Genomic DNA, 19,890 nt, shown 5'->3' on the forward strand with positions numbered 1-19,890 from the left:
TTTTGCGAGCAATATCCCACTTTATGCCCTAATTACTGGTGAGGACTACGCCATGTTAAACGCCCTTGTTTCCCGTCAATCCGCTGTGTTGCTTCTGTGGTTTACCTCTCTGGCGGCTTTCGCCAGCAGCGATGCGATCCTCACCGTCGACAATCAAGGTCAGAAAGCGTATTTCAGCCTTGAGCAGTTGCTCACGCATGCCGACAAAGAGATCGTCACCAACACGCCATGGACGGACGATTCCACCAAATTCGTTGGCGTTTCAGCCAAAGCGTTACTGCATATGATTGGCGTCGAAAAGGCCGATCTCAAAGTGACAGCACTCAACAACTATTGGTCGACGATTCCCTATGACGACATCGAAAAATACAACCCGCTGTTTGCCGTCAAAAAGAACGATGACGTGATGAGTGTGCGTGACAAAGGGCCGATCTGGGTCATTTACCCGCTCACCGAGTTCAATGAACTCAACAACGAAGTGCTGCATAGCCGTATGGTGTGGCAAGTGAGCCAAATCGAAACGTTGCGTTAACCGCAACCAACTGAGTGTGCAGGTGCCCTATGAGTCGCAGCGTCGCTTTCTTCATCTTATGTGTGTTCGGACTGTTCATCTTCTCCATCTGGACGTTGGTGAAGTTCAACGACACCTATAACATGCTGACGAAGCACACTCAGTTGTCGGCGTGGGCTCTGGCACAGCTCGAAATCGAAACGCTGGAGTTTTCCTCACAGCTCGACACCTATCTGGTCAATGACACGCGTTCATCCAGCAAACTCAATTTAAAATACGACATTTTGTGGAACCGTTACGACACCTTCCTCAACAGTGATGAGACGCGAGAAATTCGCTCACAATTTGGCTCTGGCGAAGTGGTTGCCGCTGCGTTTAACGTGCTGCGTCGGTATGAAAATGCGGTACTGAAATCCGACTTAACCGCACTGAAAGACTTTTCTGCAGAACTGAAAACGTTGATGCCGGGCATTCGCAACCTCATGATTGTGAATTTCACCGGCGAAGAATCCGCGCGCAATCGCGCCGTCATTGCTCAAAACAAACAAACCGTGCTGTACGACATGCTGCTGATCCTGTTTGTGCTGGCGTACATTTCCTTGCGGGTTTATAGCGATGCGAAGTATCAACAATTTATGGCATGGCACGATCCGCTGACCAAATTGAAGAACCGCAACTACCTGCTCAAACAGATTGAAGTGTTGAGCAAACGCAACCATCACTACGCGCTGATCTTAGTCGACATCAGCCACTTCAAAGAGATCAACGACATCGTCAGCTATGAATATGGCGATAAAATTCTGATGGAAATCAGCGAGCGTATTCAAGACAAGTGTGACAAGTTTTCCTTTCTGTGCGCGCGAGTCGGCGCGGATGAATTTGCGATTCTGATTAACCGCAGCGAGTTCAACTTTGAGTTTTTCGTCAAGTCACTGCTGAGCGATTTAACCACGGTACTTCACCGACTCGACCCTTCGAAGCGCATGACGCTCTCAACCGGGATCGCGCTGAGCCATGAGATGAGCGAGCACACCAAACGCTACCTGAAAAAGTCTTCCGTGATTCTCAACAACGCCGATCTGGCACTCCATATCGCCAAGCGCCACCCCACAGAATCGGTGGTGTATTACAGCAAAGAGATGGAGATTGAGCATCGCAAGAAACGGAAACTGTCAGAAGAATTGGAAGTTCTGCTCAAAACCAGCCATCAAAAGCAGCTGTACATGGCCTTTCAACCCATCATCCTACGTCAAAGCGAACGCTTAGGCTGCGAAGCGTTGATCCGCTGGAATCACCCCACTCATGGTTTTATCAATCCGGAATACCTGATTGCGATTGCCGAAGAGTCGGGGCTTGCTAAAGCGCTGGGTCGCTGGATCATGCAGCAAGTTTATCAAGCGCTGTCGGTCGATTGGCTTGCGTTTAATTCGCGCATTGAAGTGGCCATCAACTTGTCCGATTCGCTGTTCGATGAAGAGTTACCGGCGTTGGTGTCCGATATTTTTGCCTCCAACATCAACTATCTCGACGCCATCGTGTTGGAAATCACCGAGACCATGACGCTCGACGAAATCGATCGCAGTGTGAGCATTATTCGTCAGTTGGAAGACATCAACATTCGCTTGTCCCTCGACGACTTTGGAACTGGCTGGTCATCGCTGTACAACCTCAACCATCTGCGGTTTAACAAACTGAAAATCGACAAATCGTTTGTGCGCGACCTCAATAGTTTGGAGCGCCAGAAGTTCTTCATTTCGGCCATTGTGACCCTGTCGCATCAATTGGGCATCAAAGTGGTTGCTGAAGGCGTCGAGGATGAAACGCAGCTTCATCGTCTACAAGAATTAGGCGTCGATGAGTTTCAGGGCTACTACTTTTCTAAACCGGTCACCAAAGAAGAATTTGCCCGCTTTAGCGATCAATATTTCGCGCGTGCCCAGCCGGTTCTGAGCGCTGCTGAATGAGACGGGTCACGTGGGATCGCCAATCGTGTTAGCTGCTCCCAGAACTGGCGTGACCACGCTTCAAAAATACACCAATCCATGTTAATACATCGCCTCTTATAAAACTTGTTTAATAATTAATCTATCAAAAATAACCAATCACACGTCAGAGGCTTTATGACTACCCCAACACCGGAAGAGGCGAACCGTCGACCGCTCGCTGTCCGAGAACTCAAACTCACCAAACGCATCGCCATCTGGCTGAGCCAGAAACAGGTGACGCCCAATCAAATCTCATTACTCAGCATCGTATTCGCGCTGGTGGGTTTTATCAGTTTGATGCTACATCATTTCTATCCGTCTGCGCTGTTATTGCTCTTGGCCGCAGGCTGTATTCAACTGCGCTTACTGTGCAATTTGTTTGATGGCATGGTCGCCGTTGAAGGCGGCAAAAAAACACCCGCTGGCGAACTGTTTAATGATGTCCCCGACCGCATTGCCGATCCGCTGTTTATCGTCGGAGCAGGCTTTGCCACACACTCACTGTTCGGCATGGATCTGGCTTGGATCTGCGCCATTCTCGCGGTCCTCACGGCGTATGTACGCGTGCTGGGCGTCAGCATGAACGGCCCAGCCGATTTCTGCGGCCCGATGGCCAAACAGCATCGCATGGCATTGCTGACCGCATCTCTGGTGATTTTGTGCGTCTATCAAGGGCTGCACCTACCGCTGCATTTCCTCAGCTACACCCTCGATTTCGCGCTGGCGCTGATGTTGTGCGGCTTGGTGATCACCACGTGGCGCCGCTTGGAGCACATCTACCATTTCCATCACGCGCAATTTGCAAAGCAGGACGCCCAGCCACATGTTTAATCTTCCCGTTCACGCTCAACACGTCATGCTGGCGATCGTCGCCGTACTGCTCGTCGGCACGGTCTGCTATTTGTGGTTGTCACGTCGTCATCGGGATCGCGATTATCTCGAGCTGAAACTGCGCATTCGCTCTTGGTGGTGGATGGTGGCTATCGCGTTTGTGGTGTTGGCACTGCCGCTCAACTACACGCTGTTTTTCATGGGATTTTTGAGCTTTTTGGCGCTGAAAGAGTTCCTGTCGATCGTCCCAACTCGCATGACCGACCGCCGCGTCATTTTCTGGGCTTACCTTTCCATTCCGTTCCAATTTTACTGGTTGTCGATTGGTTGGTACGGCATGTTCATCATCTTCATTCCGGTGTACATCTTTTTGTACCTGCCGATGGTGATGGTGTTGATTGGCGATACCAAAGGGTTTATTCGCTCGGCCGGTATCATTCACTGGGCCATGATGCTGACGGTATTCTGCATCAGCCACATGGCGTATCTGCTGGTGCTGCCGAGCCTGAATCCAAATGCAGGGTCATTAGGCATGTTGCTGTTTTTGCTGGTGATGACTCAGTTTAACGACGTGTGTCAGTACGTGTGGGGCAAGAGCTTTGGCAAACACAAAATCGTGCCGAAAGTCAGTCCGAACAAAACCTGGCAAGGGTTTATCGGGGGCAGTGCGACGGTGATTGTGGTGTCCTATTTCGCCGCCCCGTACCTGACGCCGCTGACTCCGATGCAAGGCTTGGTGGCCGGCATGATCATTGCGTTTAGCGGCTTCATTGGCGATTTGGTGATTTCATCGGTTAAGCGCGATCTGCGTATCAAAGACACCAGCCAGTTTATTCCGGGGCACGGCGGCATTTTGGATCGCATTGATAGCCTGATGTTCACGGCGCCGCTGTTCTTCCACTACATCTACTATCTCTATTACTGAGGCCCTCATGGCAAGACTACTCAAACTGCTGTTTGTGCTGCTGATCGTCAAGCCGCTGGTGTTTATTGGTTTGGGGCTCAACATCATACAGCGACACAATCTCCCCGAACAGGGGCCGATGATCATCGCCGCCAATCACAACAGTCATCTCGATACCTTGGTATTGCTGGCGCTGTTTCCGATTCATATGGTGCATCGCGTGCGCCCAGTGGCGGCTGCCGATTACTTTCTCGCCAATCGCTTTGTGGCGTGGTTGTCCCTGAATGTGATTGGCATCATTCCGATTCGCCGCGCGCCATCCGCTTCCCAGCGCGACGCCGTTTTTGACGCTTGTCATGCGGCATTAAATAACGATGAAATTCTGATTATTTTCCCCGAGGGCAGCCGCGGTGAGCCGGAGATCATGAGCGGCTTGAAAAAAGGCATTTATCATTTAGTGCGCGAGCACTCCGGCGTCGCGGTGCTTCCGGTGGTGATGCGAGGTCTTGGGCGCTCACTGCCCAAAGGAACTGCGATGCTGGTGCCGTTTAACTGCGATGTGGTGATCGGTGAGCCGCAAACCGGATTTACCAGCGCGCAGCACTTTATCGACGCCATGCAAACCCAATATCAGCAACTCGCACAGCACTGCATCACGCAGACAGGCAGCGCCGATGCGCTCGATGGGGAAGCGGGATAAGCAGGAAACACAGTAAAATGGTAAAACGCGGCAATGGCCGCGTTTTTCTTTACCAGTAACGTTCGTGAATGTAGTTCCCACCCGTCGCCTGACGAAATGGCGGCAACCCTTTGTCGCGCAAGGTACTGGCGGTGTCTTTGATCATCTCCGGATTACCACACATCATCACAAAGCTGCGTTCTGGCGCCAACTCTAACTCACTTACGGTTTGCAGCTCACCTGAATCAATCAGGGCCGGAATACGTCCGCTCATCGCATCGTCTACCGCTTCACGGCTCACCACGCTGTGATAACGCAACCGCCCCTGATACTGTTCCACCAGCGTTTGAATCGCTTCGCGATATACGCGGTCACGGTCATAACGCACGCCGTGCACCAATACGATATTCGGTTGGGTCAGGCGCTGATCCGCGAGCAGCGACAGAAATGGGCCAATCCCCGTCCCGGTTGCCAATAACCATAGATCTTGTGTGAACTCAGGAATCGACGGCTGAATCAGATCGCCGTAGGCCGAATCGCCCATCCATACGGTGTCACCGGCGCGCAGTGATTGCAGGCGCGGCGAGAGCTTGCCTTGTGGATGCGCCACAATCAAAAATTCATGTTCATCCGTTTGAGCCTCTGGCGCATTCACCAACGAATAGGCGCGACTCACGAGGTTTCCCTCCTCATCACTTAACCCCAATTTGGTAAATTGCCCTGCAGCAAATGGCAACGCAGCGCCGCGAACGCGCAACGAAAACTGCTCTGGCGTCCAGTCGATACGTTCGATCACGTGTACGGGGTTAAACCCTGCGAATTGACTCATGACGTTTCTCCTCACCGATTATCTTTGAGTGACGTTACGCCCCTTCACTCATTAAGTAAAGTTTTTGCCTTACTTATTAAGTTAATATTTTGTTAACGCACTCACCGACAACTCTATGCGATGACAGCTAGAATAATTAGTCTAATCACAGCCCAAACAAGGAATAAAAGAAGATGGAAAACTTACTGCAGGACTTTCCAGTCGTGACCGAAATCCCGGTGGCATGGGGCGAAATGGATGCCTTACAGCACGTCAATAACGTGGTCTATTTCCGTTATTTTGAAACCGCGCGCATCGATTATTTTCGTCATATTCAGTTGATGGAAGACATCGCAATCACGCAAATAGGGCCCGTGCTGAGCGAAACACAATGTCGCTACAAAATCCCGGTGACTTTTCCTGACACGCTGCTGGTCGGCTCACGGGTGAGCAATGTGCAGGCGGACCGTTTCTCGATGGAATACCAAGTCGTGAGTAAAAAGCTCGGCAAAGTGACCACCACCGGCAGTGCCACCGTGGTGATGTTTGATTTTAAAAACGGCACCAAAGCCAAACTGTCAGAGCGTATTCTCGACGCCATTCAAACCCTTCAGGATCTGCCTTCCTGATACGGTTCGACACCTACCTGCAGGCTGCTAGCCACAAGGCAGCCTGAAATACTGCATTCGTGCCGATGTGAGCCATGGCGGCATATACCCAAACAACTTGGAGTTGCAGGTAGGCGGCAAATGAGTGAGTCCCCATGAGCATAGATACGCTATGTGATTGGGGTGAATGAATGCAGCCAACACCGCTGCAGCTTCAAGTAGGAAGGGTATAGTGACTATAACTAAATCTCATGTTGCCAGCGTGTGAATCGTATTGCGCATTCGCGCGGCTGCGCTTATTGTTTGGCCTTTGTCGTCCTCTTTTCATTTGGAGCCCTTCATGAACACCGCACTTCTGGGCATGTTTATTCCCACCTTCTTTTTGGTCTCAATCACGCCGGGCATGTGCATGACACTGGCCCTGACTCTTGGCATGAGTATCGGCTACAAACGCACGCTATGGATGATGATTGGCGAGTTGATTGGCGTAGCATTGGTTGCCGTCGCGGCTGTGGTGGGAATTGCAGCCGTCATGCTCAATTACCCGTGGCTGTTTACGGCCTTTAAAACCGTCGGTGCCTGCTATCTGTTTTACCTCGGTGTACAAATGTGGCGCTCAAAAGGCAAATTGGCGCTCACTTCCGAGTCCGACACGCACTATCAGGGCAGCGATTGGGGCTTAATTGTTCAGGGCTTTGTCACCGCGATCGCCAACCCGAAAGGCTGGGCGTTTATGATCTCGTTGCTACCGCCATTTATCGACCAATCGACCAGCCTGACACCACAATTAATTTTCCTGGTGTCGATCATCATGGTGTCCGAATTTGTGTGTATGACGCTCTACGCCACTGGCGGTAAAGGGTTAAAACGCGCCTTGGGCAAATCGCAAAATGTTCGCGTGATGAATCGCGTTTCCGGTTCCCTGATGATGGCCGTAGGCATTTGGCTGTTTGTCAGCTAAACGTTGTGAGTTAAACAGCCTTTATAATTTATGACCTATCGAAGCGGCCTTGCGCCGCTTTCTTTACATGACTTTACACATCAAAAATACTCATTAAATTCAATCATTAATGTAAAAGTTAGCACTCGAGAGAAAACCCTATTGGTTCATTTGGTGTTTACAGCGGAATTCAAGCGCGTATATTTATGAGCTATAACATCAAATAAACCAAAAGGTAATGAAATGACTATCTATACCTACTCGCGCTTCTCGCCACGCAACCCAGATTTCCAGCAAGATATGGAAGCGCTCAAAGCGGCCTTCCCCGACGCCACACACATTGAAGATTCCGCTCGCGGCCGTATGCCAGCCATGGAACGCCCAGACTTTGTTGCCTTAGTCGACACACTGCAAAGCGGCGACACACTGGCCGTCAACTGGCTGAGCAGCATCAGCAAAGATTTCCAGCAGTGCCAACACGTATTGCAACTGCTGATGGAGAAAAACATCACGCTCAAAACTACCAAACCCGCCATGACGGTGGCTCCGGGCAGCGAAACCGCCGCCGCGATTGCACTGGTGCTGGAAGGGTATGGACAAGCGGACACGCGCCATCGCTTACACGCCGCAGAAATGGGCCGCCGCGCCCTGCGCGAAGATGACCGCGCGTGGAAAGAGAAATTCCGCGGCCGCCCGGCCAACAAAGAGAAACACATGAAAATCGCAGGCCTGCTGCTAGAAGGCAAAACACTGGAAGAAGTCGCACAAATCTGCGATTGCAGCCTGTCGACCGTGAAACGCGTCAAAAGCCGCGTCAGCGAACACGATGACGAAGGCGCACTGCGTCGCCGCGGTCATGGCCGCCACGCCCACCACCGTCATGTGATGCATCGCGGCGATCACCGTGGCGAAGGTCGTGGTGAAGGTCGTCGACACCGAGGCCGCCCAACGGACAGCGAAACATAAGATCCCGACAAACGTCAGGAAACCAAACGGCGCCTGATGGTGCCGTTTTTTATTTGAATCAAATCATTCGAAGATGGTACACGAACTCATCCGCAGCGACGCAGTTGCGGTGAACGTTGCCGCGTCGAGTTGCGCTGCGGTAAAGGGAATGTCGTGCAGTTGTTTATGGGCAAACTGCTGCAACTGCGTTGTTCTGCCCAGAGATTCAACGCCATCCCGCTGGCCGTGGCTGAGGATGCCTTGGACGGTGATACCCTGCTCATCCCACGTCGCCAACTGGATATACGCACTGCCAAACAAAATATGCGGAAAACCGTTTTTATCGAGCGGTGCGGGCATTTCGCCATTGAGGAGCCCTTCTTGATACGAGCCGCCATGCAAGGCGATTTTGGAGTTATCCGCCGTCTCAAACAGCGCCTCGCCCCACGCGGTATCGAGCACAAATCCCAACGTGTTCAGCTCATCAACGGCATCGGCCAACGCCTGTGTGATGACCGGTCCATTCGCCTCACGGGTATCCAGTTGAGAGCCCAGTGTCGGATCGCCACTGTTGGGGACGTTCAACACATTGAGTTGCACCATACGGTTCCAGAATAGATGGAATAACAGCGCGCCTTGGCTGGTCGCATTGTTTTTGCGATCCCATCGACTCAGCACTTCGCACGCTTGGCACACCGTGGCGGAAGCAGAAACGCGCCCAACGCTTAAGATCAGATCAAGAAACGTTTCTGCGGCGTAGTTGCGGTTATCAAAGATGATCGGCAACACCTTGTCTGGCGTGATGGAACCTTCGGCCGTAAGTTCATCCAGTCGGCGCGTTGACATGATCAACCTTGGGTCATAACGCAGCCCGGCGGCAATGTGTTTACCCACTTGATACGCCGCTTTATGCTGGCCAAATACCGACGGAAAGTCCGGTTGAACTGTCCCGTATTCAGAAAACTTATAGCTGTTGTTGGTGTTTTGAATGATACCGCGCGAGATAACCATCGGGTAAAACGACGCTGGCGCCAGCAATGGTCGGCCATCGCTGCCACGCAAAAAAGCATCGGAGCGCGTACCATCCAGCACATTAAACGCCGATTCCGCATCGCCAACATGGCGCTGGGCCATGGCATCATCATTCAGCGGCGGCACGTTACCCGCGACCACATAAGCCACCTCGCCGTGGCGGTCGGCCACCACCAACTGGCACAAAATCCCCCGCTGCGATTCGATGGCCGCAACAAAGTCTCGGGTCGACGTGGTTTTCGCCGCTGCCAGAAACTGATCCAGCCCGCGCGCATTCTGCTCTCCGGGGTTGGTGATGGCATACCAACCTTGCGGTTTACCCGCGCGAGTCGGCAGGTGATAGAGCACACCCAGTTCTGATTCAAGGAACTCATAATGGCGTGTCGCGATCTCGCCAGAGGCTTCGAGCACCTCAACCGCCACGGCGCGAATCGATAATAGACGGTTTTCACCATCGACTCGATAGCTCAGTGTATTGCCTGACGTGTGAATCGCCATTTTCTGCAGCACAAACGGCGTCACCGATGCCGCATCTAAAATGCTCCACGCCACATCGGCGTTATAGCCAGTCATCGGGAGCGGGAAACCAAGAAATGACGTGCCTGCGACGTCTAGCTCGCCGGGAATGGTCAAATGGTATTGATGCATGTAAATGCGTTGCTGATGCGGCGTTCTTTTCCAGGCCGAATGGGGGTTACCAAGCAATATAGCACTGTCTCCGGCGACAACATCGCCACCAAATGCCCAGGCGTTACTGCCAAATCCACCCTCCACTTCAACCGGTGTCGCATGCGGTGAATCAGCCGTGTCAGGTGCAGATTCCGCACGCCATTGCTGCGCCGACGAAACAAGGTGCGGGCCAATTTCCACCAGCTCTTTCATAATGCCAAAACGCATCGCAGCCCTCACCACGTCTTGCTCGGTAAAGGTCACCAGTGGCTCATCGGCGTGCCAACGCTGTTTCTCCTCTGCTGGCATCTGATCCACATAGTGATTCAATCCGCGCACGTAGCCCTGCACGTACTCACGCGTTTGCGGGCCGAGTTTTGCCAGTTCATTTTCGACCCACTCAGGCGGCAGACGTAAACGAAACATCAGGTCGGAATTCAAGTTGGTGGTTTTGAGAAAACCGATGGTGGAGAAACGCTCTGCACCATAATGTTTTGAGCGCTCCCCCCGCAAGGTGATCACCTGCCCGGAGAGCTCACACAAGCGGTCGCGCGCATGCACGTAACCGTAACCAAAACCCAAACTTGCGTAATTCTGCGCTTCGATGTGCGGAACATCATGATCCGTCCAACGAATATTGACCTGATCCCATTCGTGTTGATTCATACCGTTAAAGCCTGCCTGTCGTATCACATTGTCTTAGAAAATTTAACGAGAATGATAACACATATCATTTGCACAAATTCCCCTGTGCAGATCAACTTTAAGTGCTTTGTGGGCGGCTTTTCGTTCCAAGGATCGCTTGATGCACGCCATTAGACTCAGCGGTCAGACTCAACCAGAGATGCCAAATAACGCTTACGGTACTGCAACGGTGTGTCGCCCAAACAATGACGAAAGGAACTGATGAAATAGGTATTGCTGGAAAAACCGATGTTGACAGCGATCGCATCGATAAATGCAAAAGTCTTTGAAGTCAATGGAGAGGAGGTGACTATTTGGCATGTGGTTGAAGTACATGTGAGGGAATACGAAAGGCAGATATTAGGATAGGCTACAACTTATCGTTGTAGCCTTGCCCATGCTTAATGAAACCCTTCAATAAATGTCGCAGCGAAGCCCTTTAGCCTCTCTGCGATCCTTGGCAAAATCGTTCTGCGAGTTCTAAACGTCATCTTCTCTGTCGTTAGCTGTGCAATGTCATCTGACTTCAAGCTGTCTACGCTTAAACCATTCTCGATGCTCGTCACCATTTCGCTGAACTTTTCGACATCAAGCTTCTCTTCTTGCACGATTTGGCTCAGTTTCTTTTGCTTCTGCGCTTCGATGTACTCATCGAACTCAGAACCTTGCACTAAGCCTTGCATGCTCTTCTCGATAAAATCTTCAATGAGTGAACGCTTGCTATACAACGTCGGCTCCGTCGCTAACAAGTTTGCGATAACTTGGCGCTTCTTCTCTTTCGCTTCTTCACTAGATTCTTCGAACATTGTCATCAATAAGTGACGAATATAGCTAACGTTGACTTCATCTCGCTGAAGTAGCTCTAGCTCGAAGTCGATGTCCGCTAAGATAGATGCTTTATCTACCGGACCTTTCTTGAGCTCTCGGGCTAAATCGCTGTATTTCGAGGCGTAGTCAACGAACTCTTGCTCAGACATGCCAAGCGCTTCAATGTCGAAGTCGCTAAATGTCTCTAGCTGGTTCTTTAAGCGCATCAAGATACGGAATTGCTTAATAAAGCCCGCTTGCATGTCCTCGTCAGGCAAGTCATCGACACTTTGAACATCAGGCGCGATTGCTTTTAACGCGTCCAATGCTTTCGCAAAGTCTTTTGTTAAACCGTTGAGGTCTGGTATTTCAATGAACTCGATTGGCTGCTTGTTTGAGAACAGCGTAAACGCCTCGTCTGCTTGCGGTTTGAGGTTGCGGTAACACATCACATTACCATGCGATTTCACCGTGCCATTTAAGCGGTTGGTGCGGGAGAACGCTTGTACTAGCCCGTGATACTGAAGGTTTTTATCGACATAGATGGTGTTCAAGCCGGGGGCGTCGAAGCCTGTCAGGAACATATTCACCACCAGCAAGATATCAACTTCACCGTTCTTCGTGCGGTTAGAGAGATCTTTGTAGTAGTTGTAGAAACTGTCGGTATCTTGGGTCGAATAGCTCGTACCAAACTGCTGGTTATAGTCTTCGATGTAAGCGTCCAACTTGTCTCGGCTATGCACCTTGGCATTCGCTTCCGCTAAGCCCTTCACATTGACCTCGCCTTCGAACTCTTCTTCCTCATTGACGCCATAGCTAAAGATCGTACCAATGTTGAGCTTATGCTTGCCCTCTTCTTTAAGGGTTTTGAAGGTGTCGTAGTAGGTGATGAGATCAGGCACACTCGCCACACATAGCATGGCGTTAAACTTACGTTTGGTTTTATGACCATGGATACCAATGATGTGCTCACACACTTGTTGAATACGCTGTGGAGAGCTAAAGAACTCCGCAACATCAATACTGCTGACATCGACATCCATGCCGTTGTTTTTATGTTTCAGCTTACCGTAATACTCAATGGCAAATGGCAGCACGTTGTCGTCCTTGATGGCATCAACAATCACATAGCTATGAAGCCGTTCACCAAACAGATCCTTGGTCGTTCGCTTTTGTGTTCCCTTGCCTTCCACTTTCTTAGCGGTCGCATTTTTGGCAAAGATCGGGGTTCCGGTAAAACCAAATAGTTGCGCTTTTTCAAAGAACTCGACGATGTTCTGGTGCGTTTCGCCAAATTGGCTGCGGTGGCATTCATCAAAGATAAATACCACTCGTTCTTGACGTAAGTGTTCAACCTGATTTTTGAAACGAGGCTTAGTAATCAAGTTATTCAGCTTTTGAATCGTCGTGATGGTCAGCTTATTGATTCGATTCACTTTATTGCTATAGATCGGCGCATACTCTGCAACTTGCGGCAGCGCTTCACCATCATTGGCGCTATGACCTGTAGCGCTCGCCACTTTTTTCGGTACAGGTCGTAAACCGAGGAACTGATTCAGTAGGCTTTTGGTATTCCCCGTGCTGTCGACACTGCCTCTTAAAAATGCATCAAACTCTTTGGCAGTTTGGTAATCGAGGTCTTTACGGTCAACGACAAATACCACTCTATCCACATCTTCAAGCGTAGAGAGGATCTGAGCCGTTTTGAAACTGGTCAATGTCTTACCACTGCCGGTGGTGTGCCAAATGTAACCGTGATTATTGTTGGTCTTTACCTGATGAATGATCGCTTCTACCGCATAGAATTGGTACGGGCGCAGCACCATCAAAAACTTACCTGACTCGTTCTGTACGATGTAGCGACTCAGCATTTTAGTCAGGTGTGGCTGATTTAAGAAAGCGTCCGCAAACTGAGGCAGTGCGCTAATCTTGTTGTTTTCAACATCCGTCCAGTGGAAGGTTTGCTTAAACGAAAACTCACGGTTATTCGAAAAGTATTTGGTGTTGACACCATTGGAGATAACAAACAACTGCACATAATTGAACAGCGCACCTTGCGCGCCATAGCTGTGCTTATCGTAGCGCTTGATCTGGTTGAAGGCTTCCGCCAGTTCAACGCCTCGGCGTTTGAGTTCAATTTGAACCAGTGGTAAACCATTGACTAGGATGGTGACGTCGTAGCGGTTCTCGTACTTACCTTGAATGGTGATTTGATTGGTGACTTGGAAGCGGTTTTTGCTTGCATCATCAAACAACAACGTCAGGTAATCGGTGGTGCCATCTTCACGAGTGACGTCCACCTTGCCTTTCAAACGCTTGGATTTATCGAAAATGTTACCCTTTTCAAGCTTGATGAGCACACTGTCAAACTCACGTTCGGTGAGCATTACGCCGTTGGCTTTCTCAAGCTGAGTTTTGAGGTTTGCTTTTAGCGCCTCAGCGTTGCCAATATCGACAGGTTTGAAATCGGCAGCGACAAGCTGATCGATTAGCTCTTTTTCAAGTTGTGCTTCTGATTGTGTGCTCATCATTCTTCTATTTATCAATCCAACTAACGATTACCTACTTTTTAACGCAGATAATTGGGCTGTCAACAAGGCAGCAATTGAGCGAAGCCCTAGGAGCATAGCTTGCCTATGTGACTAGGGTGAGTTAACGCCGCTGACAGTTCAATTAGCAAAGTTAAACGAACATTTGTTGTAATAAGCCCCTCTTCCACTCTTTGGCTTTTTCAAGCTCTGAGTTGGCTAGATCGATTTTCTGGTCGATTGCGGATAAAAACTTCACGATCTTTTTCTGTTCTTTAAGTGATGGGTTGTCGAACACAGCACTCATAATGATGTTGTTATAAAGCCTTTGTATCGTTCCACCTTCAGACTGATACTTAACTATCTGATATACGTAAAAAAGGAACTCGTTAGTTGTAAAGCTGCCGTCATTCTCTATCCAGACAATATTGGAGTCCTGAAAGTATGCAGGGCTACCATCATAAACAACCGTTCTACCGAGAGTACCAGATGCCGACATCAAAATATCACCAACATTTGGAAATGAGAATTTGTGACGATATTCGTCATATAGCTCTTGCGATATGAATGCATCTGGCTCTCTACCGAAGGTGCCTATTTTGAAAAAGGGGATGTCCCCATTCTCTGATGTTTGGTTTGCCATGATGCGTTTACACATTTTAACTTTACCGATGTCTCCCAATGTACTTTTCGTCCAATCAGGAAATTCGCTACCGTCATCTGCCTTAAAACGCAGTGTCGGTGGGATAAAGATTAGCTGCCCGTCTTGTTCATCCCACTTGCCATTGAACAACTGCTGCATCACACCTTTCTTGTACTCGGTGAGTTTGGCTTTCTTCTCGGTGAGTAGCGTGATTTTCTCATCGACCTTTGATAAGAATGAGGCGATTTTTTGTTGTTCTGGGAGATTTGGGTAATTGTGTATGAGCTTTTTAATTTCCTTGAGAGAAAAGAAAGGCTGCGCCCCTCCCGATGTCAAACGATGAAATAGCCTAGCCGTCGACTTTCGTTGGATTTGCTCAAGAAAATAAGGGTCTATTATCTCCCTATCAGGCTTTATCAGAGCGACATTTTTCATACTGAACTCAGCGTCATATGTGTTGATTGCACATGTCGCAGTACCAGCTCCAATATTGACTAACAACAGATCCCCCTTTTCAGGGTTACAACGCTTATATATAGCTTGATGAACTTCAGGGGTTACGTAGTAGCAATTATCAAAGTCAATAGACCCATCTTTAACATGTATTGCCGTGATATAAGGCATACCACTTTCTACAGGTTTTGGGGTGTCGTGCGTACCATCTGTAACTTTCGTAGCGACTTCCGTAATACTTTTTTGTTCCCAAGTATCACTAAAGCAGCCAAACCTCAGCTTCGGTACATTCATTTGTGCTGTCATAATCACCTTCCCCTTAAAAAGGAGCCTTGATGTTGAGCTGAGAGCAGAAGTCAGCAATATCAGCATCCACTGAGTGCATCTTCGTTTCTAGCAGAGCAAGGTCAGACGCCACCGCATCCAGATCAACAGGCTCTTCTTCTTCAAATGTGTCCACGTAACGCGGAATATTGAGGTTGTAGTCGTTCTCGGCAATCTCATATAGTTTGGCAACATGAGCAAATTTTTCGACGGATTCACGCTTGCTGTAGGCTTCAACGATGCGCTCGACGTCTGCATCACGCATAAAGTTTTGCGCTTTACCTTTTTCGAAGTGGTTAGAGGCGTCGATAAATAGCACATTGTCAGCATGCTTTCTGTTTTTCTTGAAAACAAGAATACACGTTGGGATACCTGTGCCGAAGAAGATACCCGCAGGTAAGCCAATCACGGCATCGAGGTAGTTCTTTTTCTCAATCAGGTGCTGACGGATGTGCCCTTCTGCTGCGCCACGGAAAAGGATACCATGAGGAACAACCACGGCTAGTGTGCCCGTTTCATTCAATTGATGGATCATATGCAGAACAAAAGCAAAATCCGCTTTGGTCTTAGGCGCAAGTTTGCCGTAATCGGCGAAGCGTTCACTGTTTAGGTGCAGCTCGTTGGCACTCCAGTTGGCTGAAAATGGCGGGTTTGCGACTACTGCATCAAACCGCTTCTCTAGGTGCATTGGGTGCTCTAGGGTGTCATCGTTTTTGATGTCGAACTTATCGTAACGCACACCGTGCATCAGCATGTTCATACGTGCGAGGTTATAAGTGCTTGGGTTCTGCTCCTGACCACAAAACTCAAGGTTGTGGCTACCCACTTCACGCGCAACACGCAGTAGCAGTGAGCCTGAGCCACAAGTCGGGTCGTATACCGATTTCACATTCCCATCGAGGCTAACAAGCTTCGCGAGAATCTTACTCACCTGTTGCGGCGTGTAGAACTCACCCGCCTTTTTACCCGCACCAGAAGCAAACTGACCGATGAGGTATTCATAAGCATCACCCAGCAAATCAATCTCGGTGTTTTCTAGGTGGAAGTCGATGTTATCGAGGTGAACCAAGACCTGACTGATGAGCTTATTCCGTGCATCTGGGTTTTTACCTAATTTGCTTGAGTTAAGGTCTAACTCTTCAAACAAACCATTGAAGTCGTCAGCAGAGTCCGCTGTTGTGGTAGATTGCTCAATATCTGCAAGGACACGGTCAAGCTCATCAATAATGAACTCCTGTTTTTGACCGCGCGCCGCGAGGCTTGAGAAAAGCTGCTTAGGCGCAATAAAGTACCCCAGGTTCTCGACACACTCTTCTCGCAATTCATGGATCAGCTCTTGATCATCAGCAGCGCCAACAAAGGTAACGCCATCTTCGGCAAGTAGCTCATCACAGTAACGGTTTAGCTTATCTGATAGGTACTTGTAGAAGATCAGCCCCAGAATATAGTCACGAAAGTCATCTGCCGACATATTGCCACGCAGCGTGTTGGCAATGTTCCAGAGCTGTTTTTGCAGTGCTTGTTGGTGTTGTTGAACCATGGTTTACCTGTGAAATAAGTACAAACGTAAATTAGCAGCATTATATCAGAGGGTTATTGGCTTAACTTGAAGTAATTGCATAAACGGTCAATGAGCCACGATGACCTATCTACCTACCCGTTCATGTTGGCCATTACTTTGTCATCGCGCTGTTCATCTTTGGTTTTCAAACGAATAATTGGTTCAATACAGACAAAGCCTGACATTGCTGTGATGAGAAAACTGCTCATTGCACGCGGTGGCTGGTTTGCGTTTTAAGGCTCAAAGATCTGGCGGCGAAAAGAGGCTACGTTTTGTATTCATTACAGATGATGACATTCAGCGACAAGCTTAACCAACGGTTAAGCCGACAATACATACCTAAAACGAAATACCCAAAACGACAAAGGCCTGACAACTTGATAAGCTGTCAGGCCTTATAGAATAAATGGCACGCCCTGTAGGATTCGAACCTACGACCACATCCTTAGAAGGGACGTGCTCTATCCAGCTGAGCTAAGGGCGCGCTACAGGGACAGGATTATACGAGTTAGAAAGGTGAAATCAACGGCTTTGTCTAACATTATGTTTCAAATGAGCAAAATTTTGTCACTCAATCAATATGTGCTGAAAAACAGAACAAAGCAAACGTTTGCTTATAGATGTTCTTCAAAATATCTGCGACAATGCGCGCAAAAATTTTCACTACGAATGTGTAAGGAAAGTCATGACTGCTCAAAATATTGATGGAACACTCATTTCACAGACAGTACGTTCCGAAGTTGCGGCCCGTGTTAAGGCGCGCACTCAAGCAGGGCTGCGTGCGCCTGGTCTGGCTGTGGTTTTAGTGGGTGAAGACCCCGCGTCTCAAGTGTATGTAGGCAGCAAACGCCGCGCTTGTGAGGAAGTCGGATTTGTGTCGAAGTCGTTTGACTTACCCGCTACTGCAACCGAAGAAGAACTGTTAACGCTGGTCGAACAGTTGAACAATGATCCTGAAATCGACGGCATTCTGGTTCAGTTGCCGCTGCCTGCGGGCATCGATTCAACACACGTGTTAGAGCGCATCATTCCCGAAAAAGACGTCGACGGTTTCCACCCATACAACGTGGGTCGTTTGGCGCAGCGCATTCCCAAACTGCGCTCTTGCACACCGAAAGGCATCATCACGCTGCTGGATCGTTACAACATTCCACTACGCGGCAAACACGCAGTCATCGTGGGTGCGTCCAACATTGTCGGTCGCCCGATGACACTGGAACTGTTACTGGCCGGTTGTACCACCACCACCTGTCACCGTTTCACCAAAGATCTCGAACACCACGTTCGTCAAGCCGATGTGCTGGTGGTTGCAGTGGGTAAACCGAACTTCATTCCTGGCGCGTGGATTAAAGAAGGCGCCGTGGTGATCGATGTCGGCATCAACCGCCTCGATACCGGTAAACTGATTGGTGATGTGGAATACGATGTAGCGCGCACGCGCGCCAGCTTCATCACCCCGGTTCCGGGTGGTGTTGGCCCAATGACCGTTGCCAGCCTGATCGAAAACACCATGCTGGCCTGCGAGCAGTACCACACCAATAAGTGATGCTGTTTAACAAGTTCCAAAAACAAAACCCCAGCCAAGGCTGGGGTTCTTTTTTATCGGACGTCGAATAACGCTTGCGATTACAGCGACAAAATCACACCAGCAATCGACGCACTCATCAGGTTGGCCAGAACGCCAGCGGCAATGGCACGAAAACCGTATTTTGAGATAAAGCTGCGGCGCTCAGGCACCAAGCTGCCCAGACCACCAATCAGAATCGCCATGCTGGAAATGTTGGCAAAGCCACACAAGGCAAAAGTGACGATCGCTTGCGAGTGAGCGCTCAATTGCGATTTCACGTCCATCAGTTGGATGAAGGCCACAAACTCGTTGACCACGATCTTATTGCCGATCAGCGACCCTGCGGTGATGGCTTCGTTCCATGGAATACCAATCAGCCACGCCAGTGGGGCGAACAGGTAACCTAAAATCAGTTGGAAGCTCAGTTCGATACCAAACAGGCCACCGACCCAACCCAGCATACCGTTAAGCAGCGCAATCACACTGACAAACGCCAGCAGCGTTCCGCCCACGGCAACCGCGATACGAACACCCGACATCGCACCATCAGCCACGGCTTCCACCACGTTGGTCGCTTTTGGCAGATCCAGCTCGTTGGTATCCACGTGCACATCAACAGTGCCTTGCTCTGGTACCAGCAACTTGGCCATCAATAAACCCGCAGGCGCAGACATAAACGCCGCCGCGATCAGGTAGCTCAAATCCACACCCAGTGAGGCATAGCCCACCAACGTACCGCCCGCAACCGATGCCAAACCACAGGTCATCACTGCGAAGAATTGTGAATCACTCATCTGCTTCAGGTACGGTTTAACCACCAGCGGCGCTTCGACCATGCCTACAAAGATGTTGGCAGTTGCAGACAGCGACTCCGCACGGCCAGTGCCCAGCAGCTTTTGAATGCCACCGCCGATCAGGTTGATCACTTTCGGCATCAAGCCAATGTGGTACAAGCCCGAGATCAGGGCGGAGAAGAACACGATGATGCCCAGCACGTTCACGGCGAACACAAAACCGACGCTGCCGGTCGCAAGGCCACCAAAAATAAACGCAATGCCTTCCTGGCCGTAGTTGATCAGATTCGACACACTTTCCGTCACGGTATGCAGTACTTCTTTGCCCGCTGGCACGTACAGCACCAACAGCGCAAAAATCACTTGCAGCGCAAATGCACCCGCAACCGTACGCAGATTAATATTTTTTCTATCTGTAGAAAGTAGCCAAGCAATCACCAAGATTGCCACAACACCAATGAGAGAAGACATAACGCCATCCAAATAAAAGGGAAACCGGAAAGGCGTCGGATTGTATAGCAGGAAAACGTGTGCGCAACTCGAGTTTGTTAATTGCGTGTGTTCAGAAAAGAGGAGAAATGAGCGTGAAGATTAACTCATTGATTTTACGTTTATTA

Annotated in this window: 15 protein-coding genes and 1 tRNA gene; 9 read left to right on the plus strand and 7 right to left on the minus strand. The window is 49.7% G+C overall.

What is annotated here, in order from left to right:
• Positions 1-52: 52 nt before the first annotated feature.
• From VFA_RS09585 to VFA_RS09605, 5 genes are all read left to right on the plus strand, one after another.
• Positions 53-532, plus strand: coding sequence for a putative pterin-binding protein (locus VFA_RS09585; protein ID WP_004726541.1), 480 nt, complete (start codon positions 53-55; stop codon positions 530-532).
• 29 nt (positions 533-561) lie between these two features.
• Positions 562-2,475 (plus strand): putative bifunctional diguanylate cyclase/phosphodiesterase, encoded by a 1,914-nt coding sequence (locus VFA_RS09590; RefSeq protein WP_004726543.1) that lies wholly within the window; start codon positions 562-564, stop codon positions 2,473-2,475.
• Positions 2,476-2,631: 156 nt separating this feature from the next.
• The gene (locus tag VFA_RS09595; RefSeq protein WP_004726547.1) at positions 2,632-3,327 is read left to right on the plus strand and encodes a CDP-alcohol phosphatidyltransferase family protein; all 696 of its coding nucleotides are present in this window, start codon (positions 2,632-2,634) and stop codon (positions 3,325-3,327) included.
• Positions 3,320-4,252 (plus strand): phosphatidate cytidylyltransferase, encoded by a 933-nt coding sequence (locus tag VFA_RS09600; RefSeq protein WP_004726549.1) that lies wholly within the window; start codon positions 3,320-3,322, stop codon positions 4,250-4,252. The genes VFA_RS09595 and VFA_RS09600 overlap by 8 nt, the downstream gene beginning before the upstream one ends.
• A gap of 7 nt (positions 4,253-4,259) precedes the next feature.
• On the plus strand, positions 4,260-4,931 hold the full coding sequence (locus VFA_RS09605; RefSeq protein ID WP_004726550.1) for a lysophospholipid acyltransferase family protein: 672 nt from the start codon (positions 4,260-4,262) through the stop codon (positions 4,929-4,931).
• A gap of 49 nt (positions 4,932-4,980) precedes the next feature.
• Here VFA_RS09605 and VFA_RS09610 read toward each other — a convergent pair whose 3' ends face one another.
• Positions 4,981-5,739, minus strand: coding sequence for a ferredoxin--NADP reductase (locus VFA_RS09610; RefSeq protein ID WP_004726552.1), 759 nt, complete (start codon positions 5,737-5,739; stop codon positions 4,981-4,983).
• 173 nt (positions 5,740-5,912) lie between these two features.
• Between VFA_RS09610 and VFA_RS09615 the strand changes: the two genes are divergently transcribed.
• The 3 genes from VFA_RS09615 to VFA_RS09625 all read left to right on the plus strand — a co-directional run bounded on the left by VFA_RS09615 (position 5,913) and on the right by VFA_RS09625 (position 8,232).
• Positions 5,913-6,347 carry an acyl-CoA thioesterase gene (locus VFA_RS09615; RefSeq protein WP_004726554.1) on the plus strand — a complete coding sequence of 145 codons (435 nt, stop codon included), beginning with the start codon at positions 5,913-5,915 and terminating at the stop codon, positions 6,345-6,347.
• A 319-nt stretch (positions 6,348-6,666) separates the two neighbouring features.
• Positions 6,667-7,287 carry a LysE family translocator gene (locus VFA_RS09620; protein WP_004726556.1) on the plus strand — a complete coding sequence of 207 codons (621 nt, stop codon included), beginning with the start codon at positions 6,667-6,669 and terminating at the stop codon, positions 7,285-7,287.
• Positions 7,288-7,509: 222 nt separating this feature from the next.
• Entirely contained in the window at positions 7,510-8,232 is a 723-nt protein-coding gene (locus VFA_RS09625) for a recombinase family protein (RefSeq protein ID WP_004726558.1), read from the plus strand.
• A 63-nt stretch (positions 8,233-8,295) separates the two neighbouring features.
• Here VFA_RS09625 and VFA_RS09630 read toward each other — a convergent pair whose 3' ends face one another.
• From VFA_RS09630 to VFA_RS09650, 5 genes are all read right to left on the minus strand, one after another.
• Positions 8,296-10,578, minus strand: a complete 2,283-nt coding sequence (locus VFA_RS09630; RefSeq protein ID WP_004726560.1) for a penicillin acylase family protein — start codon at positions 10,576-10,578, stop codon at positions 8,296-8,298.
• Between the two features lie 419 nt (positions 10,579-10,997).
• On the minus strand, positions 10,998-13,931 hold the full coding sequence (locus VFA_RS09635) for a type I restriction endonuclease subunit R (protein WP_038151346.1): 2,934 nt from the start codon (positions 13,929-13,931) through the stop codon (positions 10,998-11,000).
• Between the two features lie 154 nt (positions 13,932-14,085).
• Complete coding sequence (locus VFA_RS23000) at positions 14,086-15,333, minus strand: restriction endonuclease subunit S (RefSeq protein WP_004726566.1); 1,248 nt, start codon at positions 15,331-15,333, stop codon at positions 14,086-14,088.
• 13 nt (positions 15,334-15,346) lie between these two features.
• Positions 15,347-16,891 (minus strand): type I restriction-modification system subunit M, encoded by a 1,545-nt coding sequence (locus VFA_RS09645; protein ID WP_004726568.1) that lies wholly within the window; start codon positions 16,889-16,891, stop codon positions 15,347-15,349.
• Between the two features lie 428 nt (positions 16,892-17,319).
• Positions 17,320-17,396, minus strand: a tRNA-Arg gene (locus VFA_RS09650).
• 201 nt (positions 17,397-17,597) lie between these two features.
• Here VFA_RS09650 and folD point away from each other — a divergent pair.
• Positions 17,598-18,458 (plus strand): bifunctional methylenetetrahydrofolate dehydrogenase/methenyltetrahydrofolate cyclohydrolase FolD, encoded by an 861-nt coding sequence (gene folD, locus VFA_RS09655; RefSeq protein ID WP_004726573.1) that lies wholly within the window; start codon positions 17,598-17,600, stop codon positions 18,456-18,458.
• An 80-nt stretch (positions 18,459-18,538) separates the two neighbouring features.
• On the opposite strand, the gene VFA_RS09660 is transcribed toward folD, so the two are convergent.
• Positions 18,539-19,744, minus strand: coding sequence for a NupC/NupG family nucleoside CNT transporter (locus tag VFA_RS09660; protein ID WP_004726574.1), 1,206 nt, complete (start codon positions 19,742-19,744; stop codon positions 18,539-18,541).
• Between the last annotated feature and the right edge of the window lie 146 nt (positions 19,745-19,890).

Origin of the sequence: Vibrio furnissii CIP 102972, assembly GCF_000176175.1 — a bacterium.
Lineage (GTDB): Bacteria > Pseudomonadota > Gammaproteobacteria > Enterobacterales > Vibrionaceae > Vibrio > Vibrio furnissii.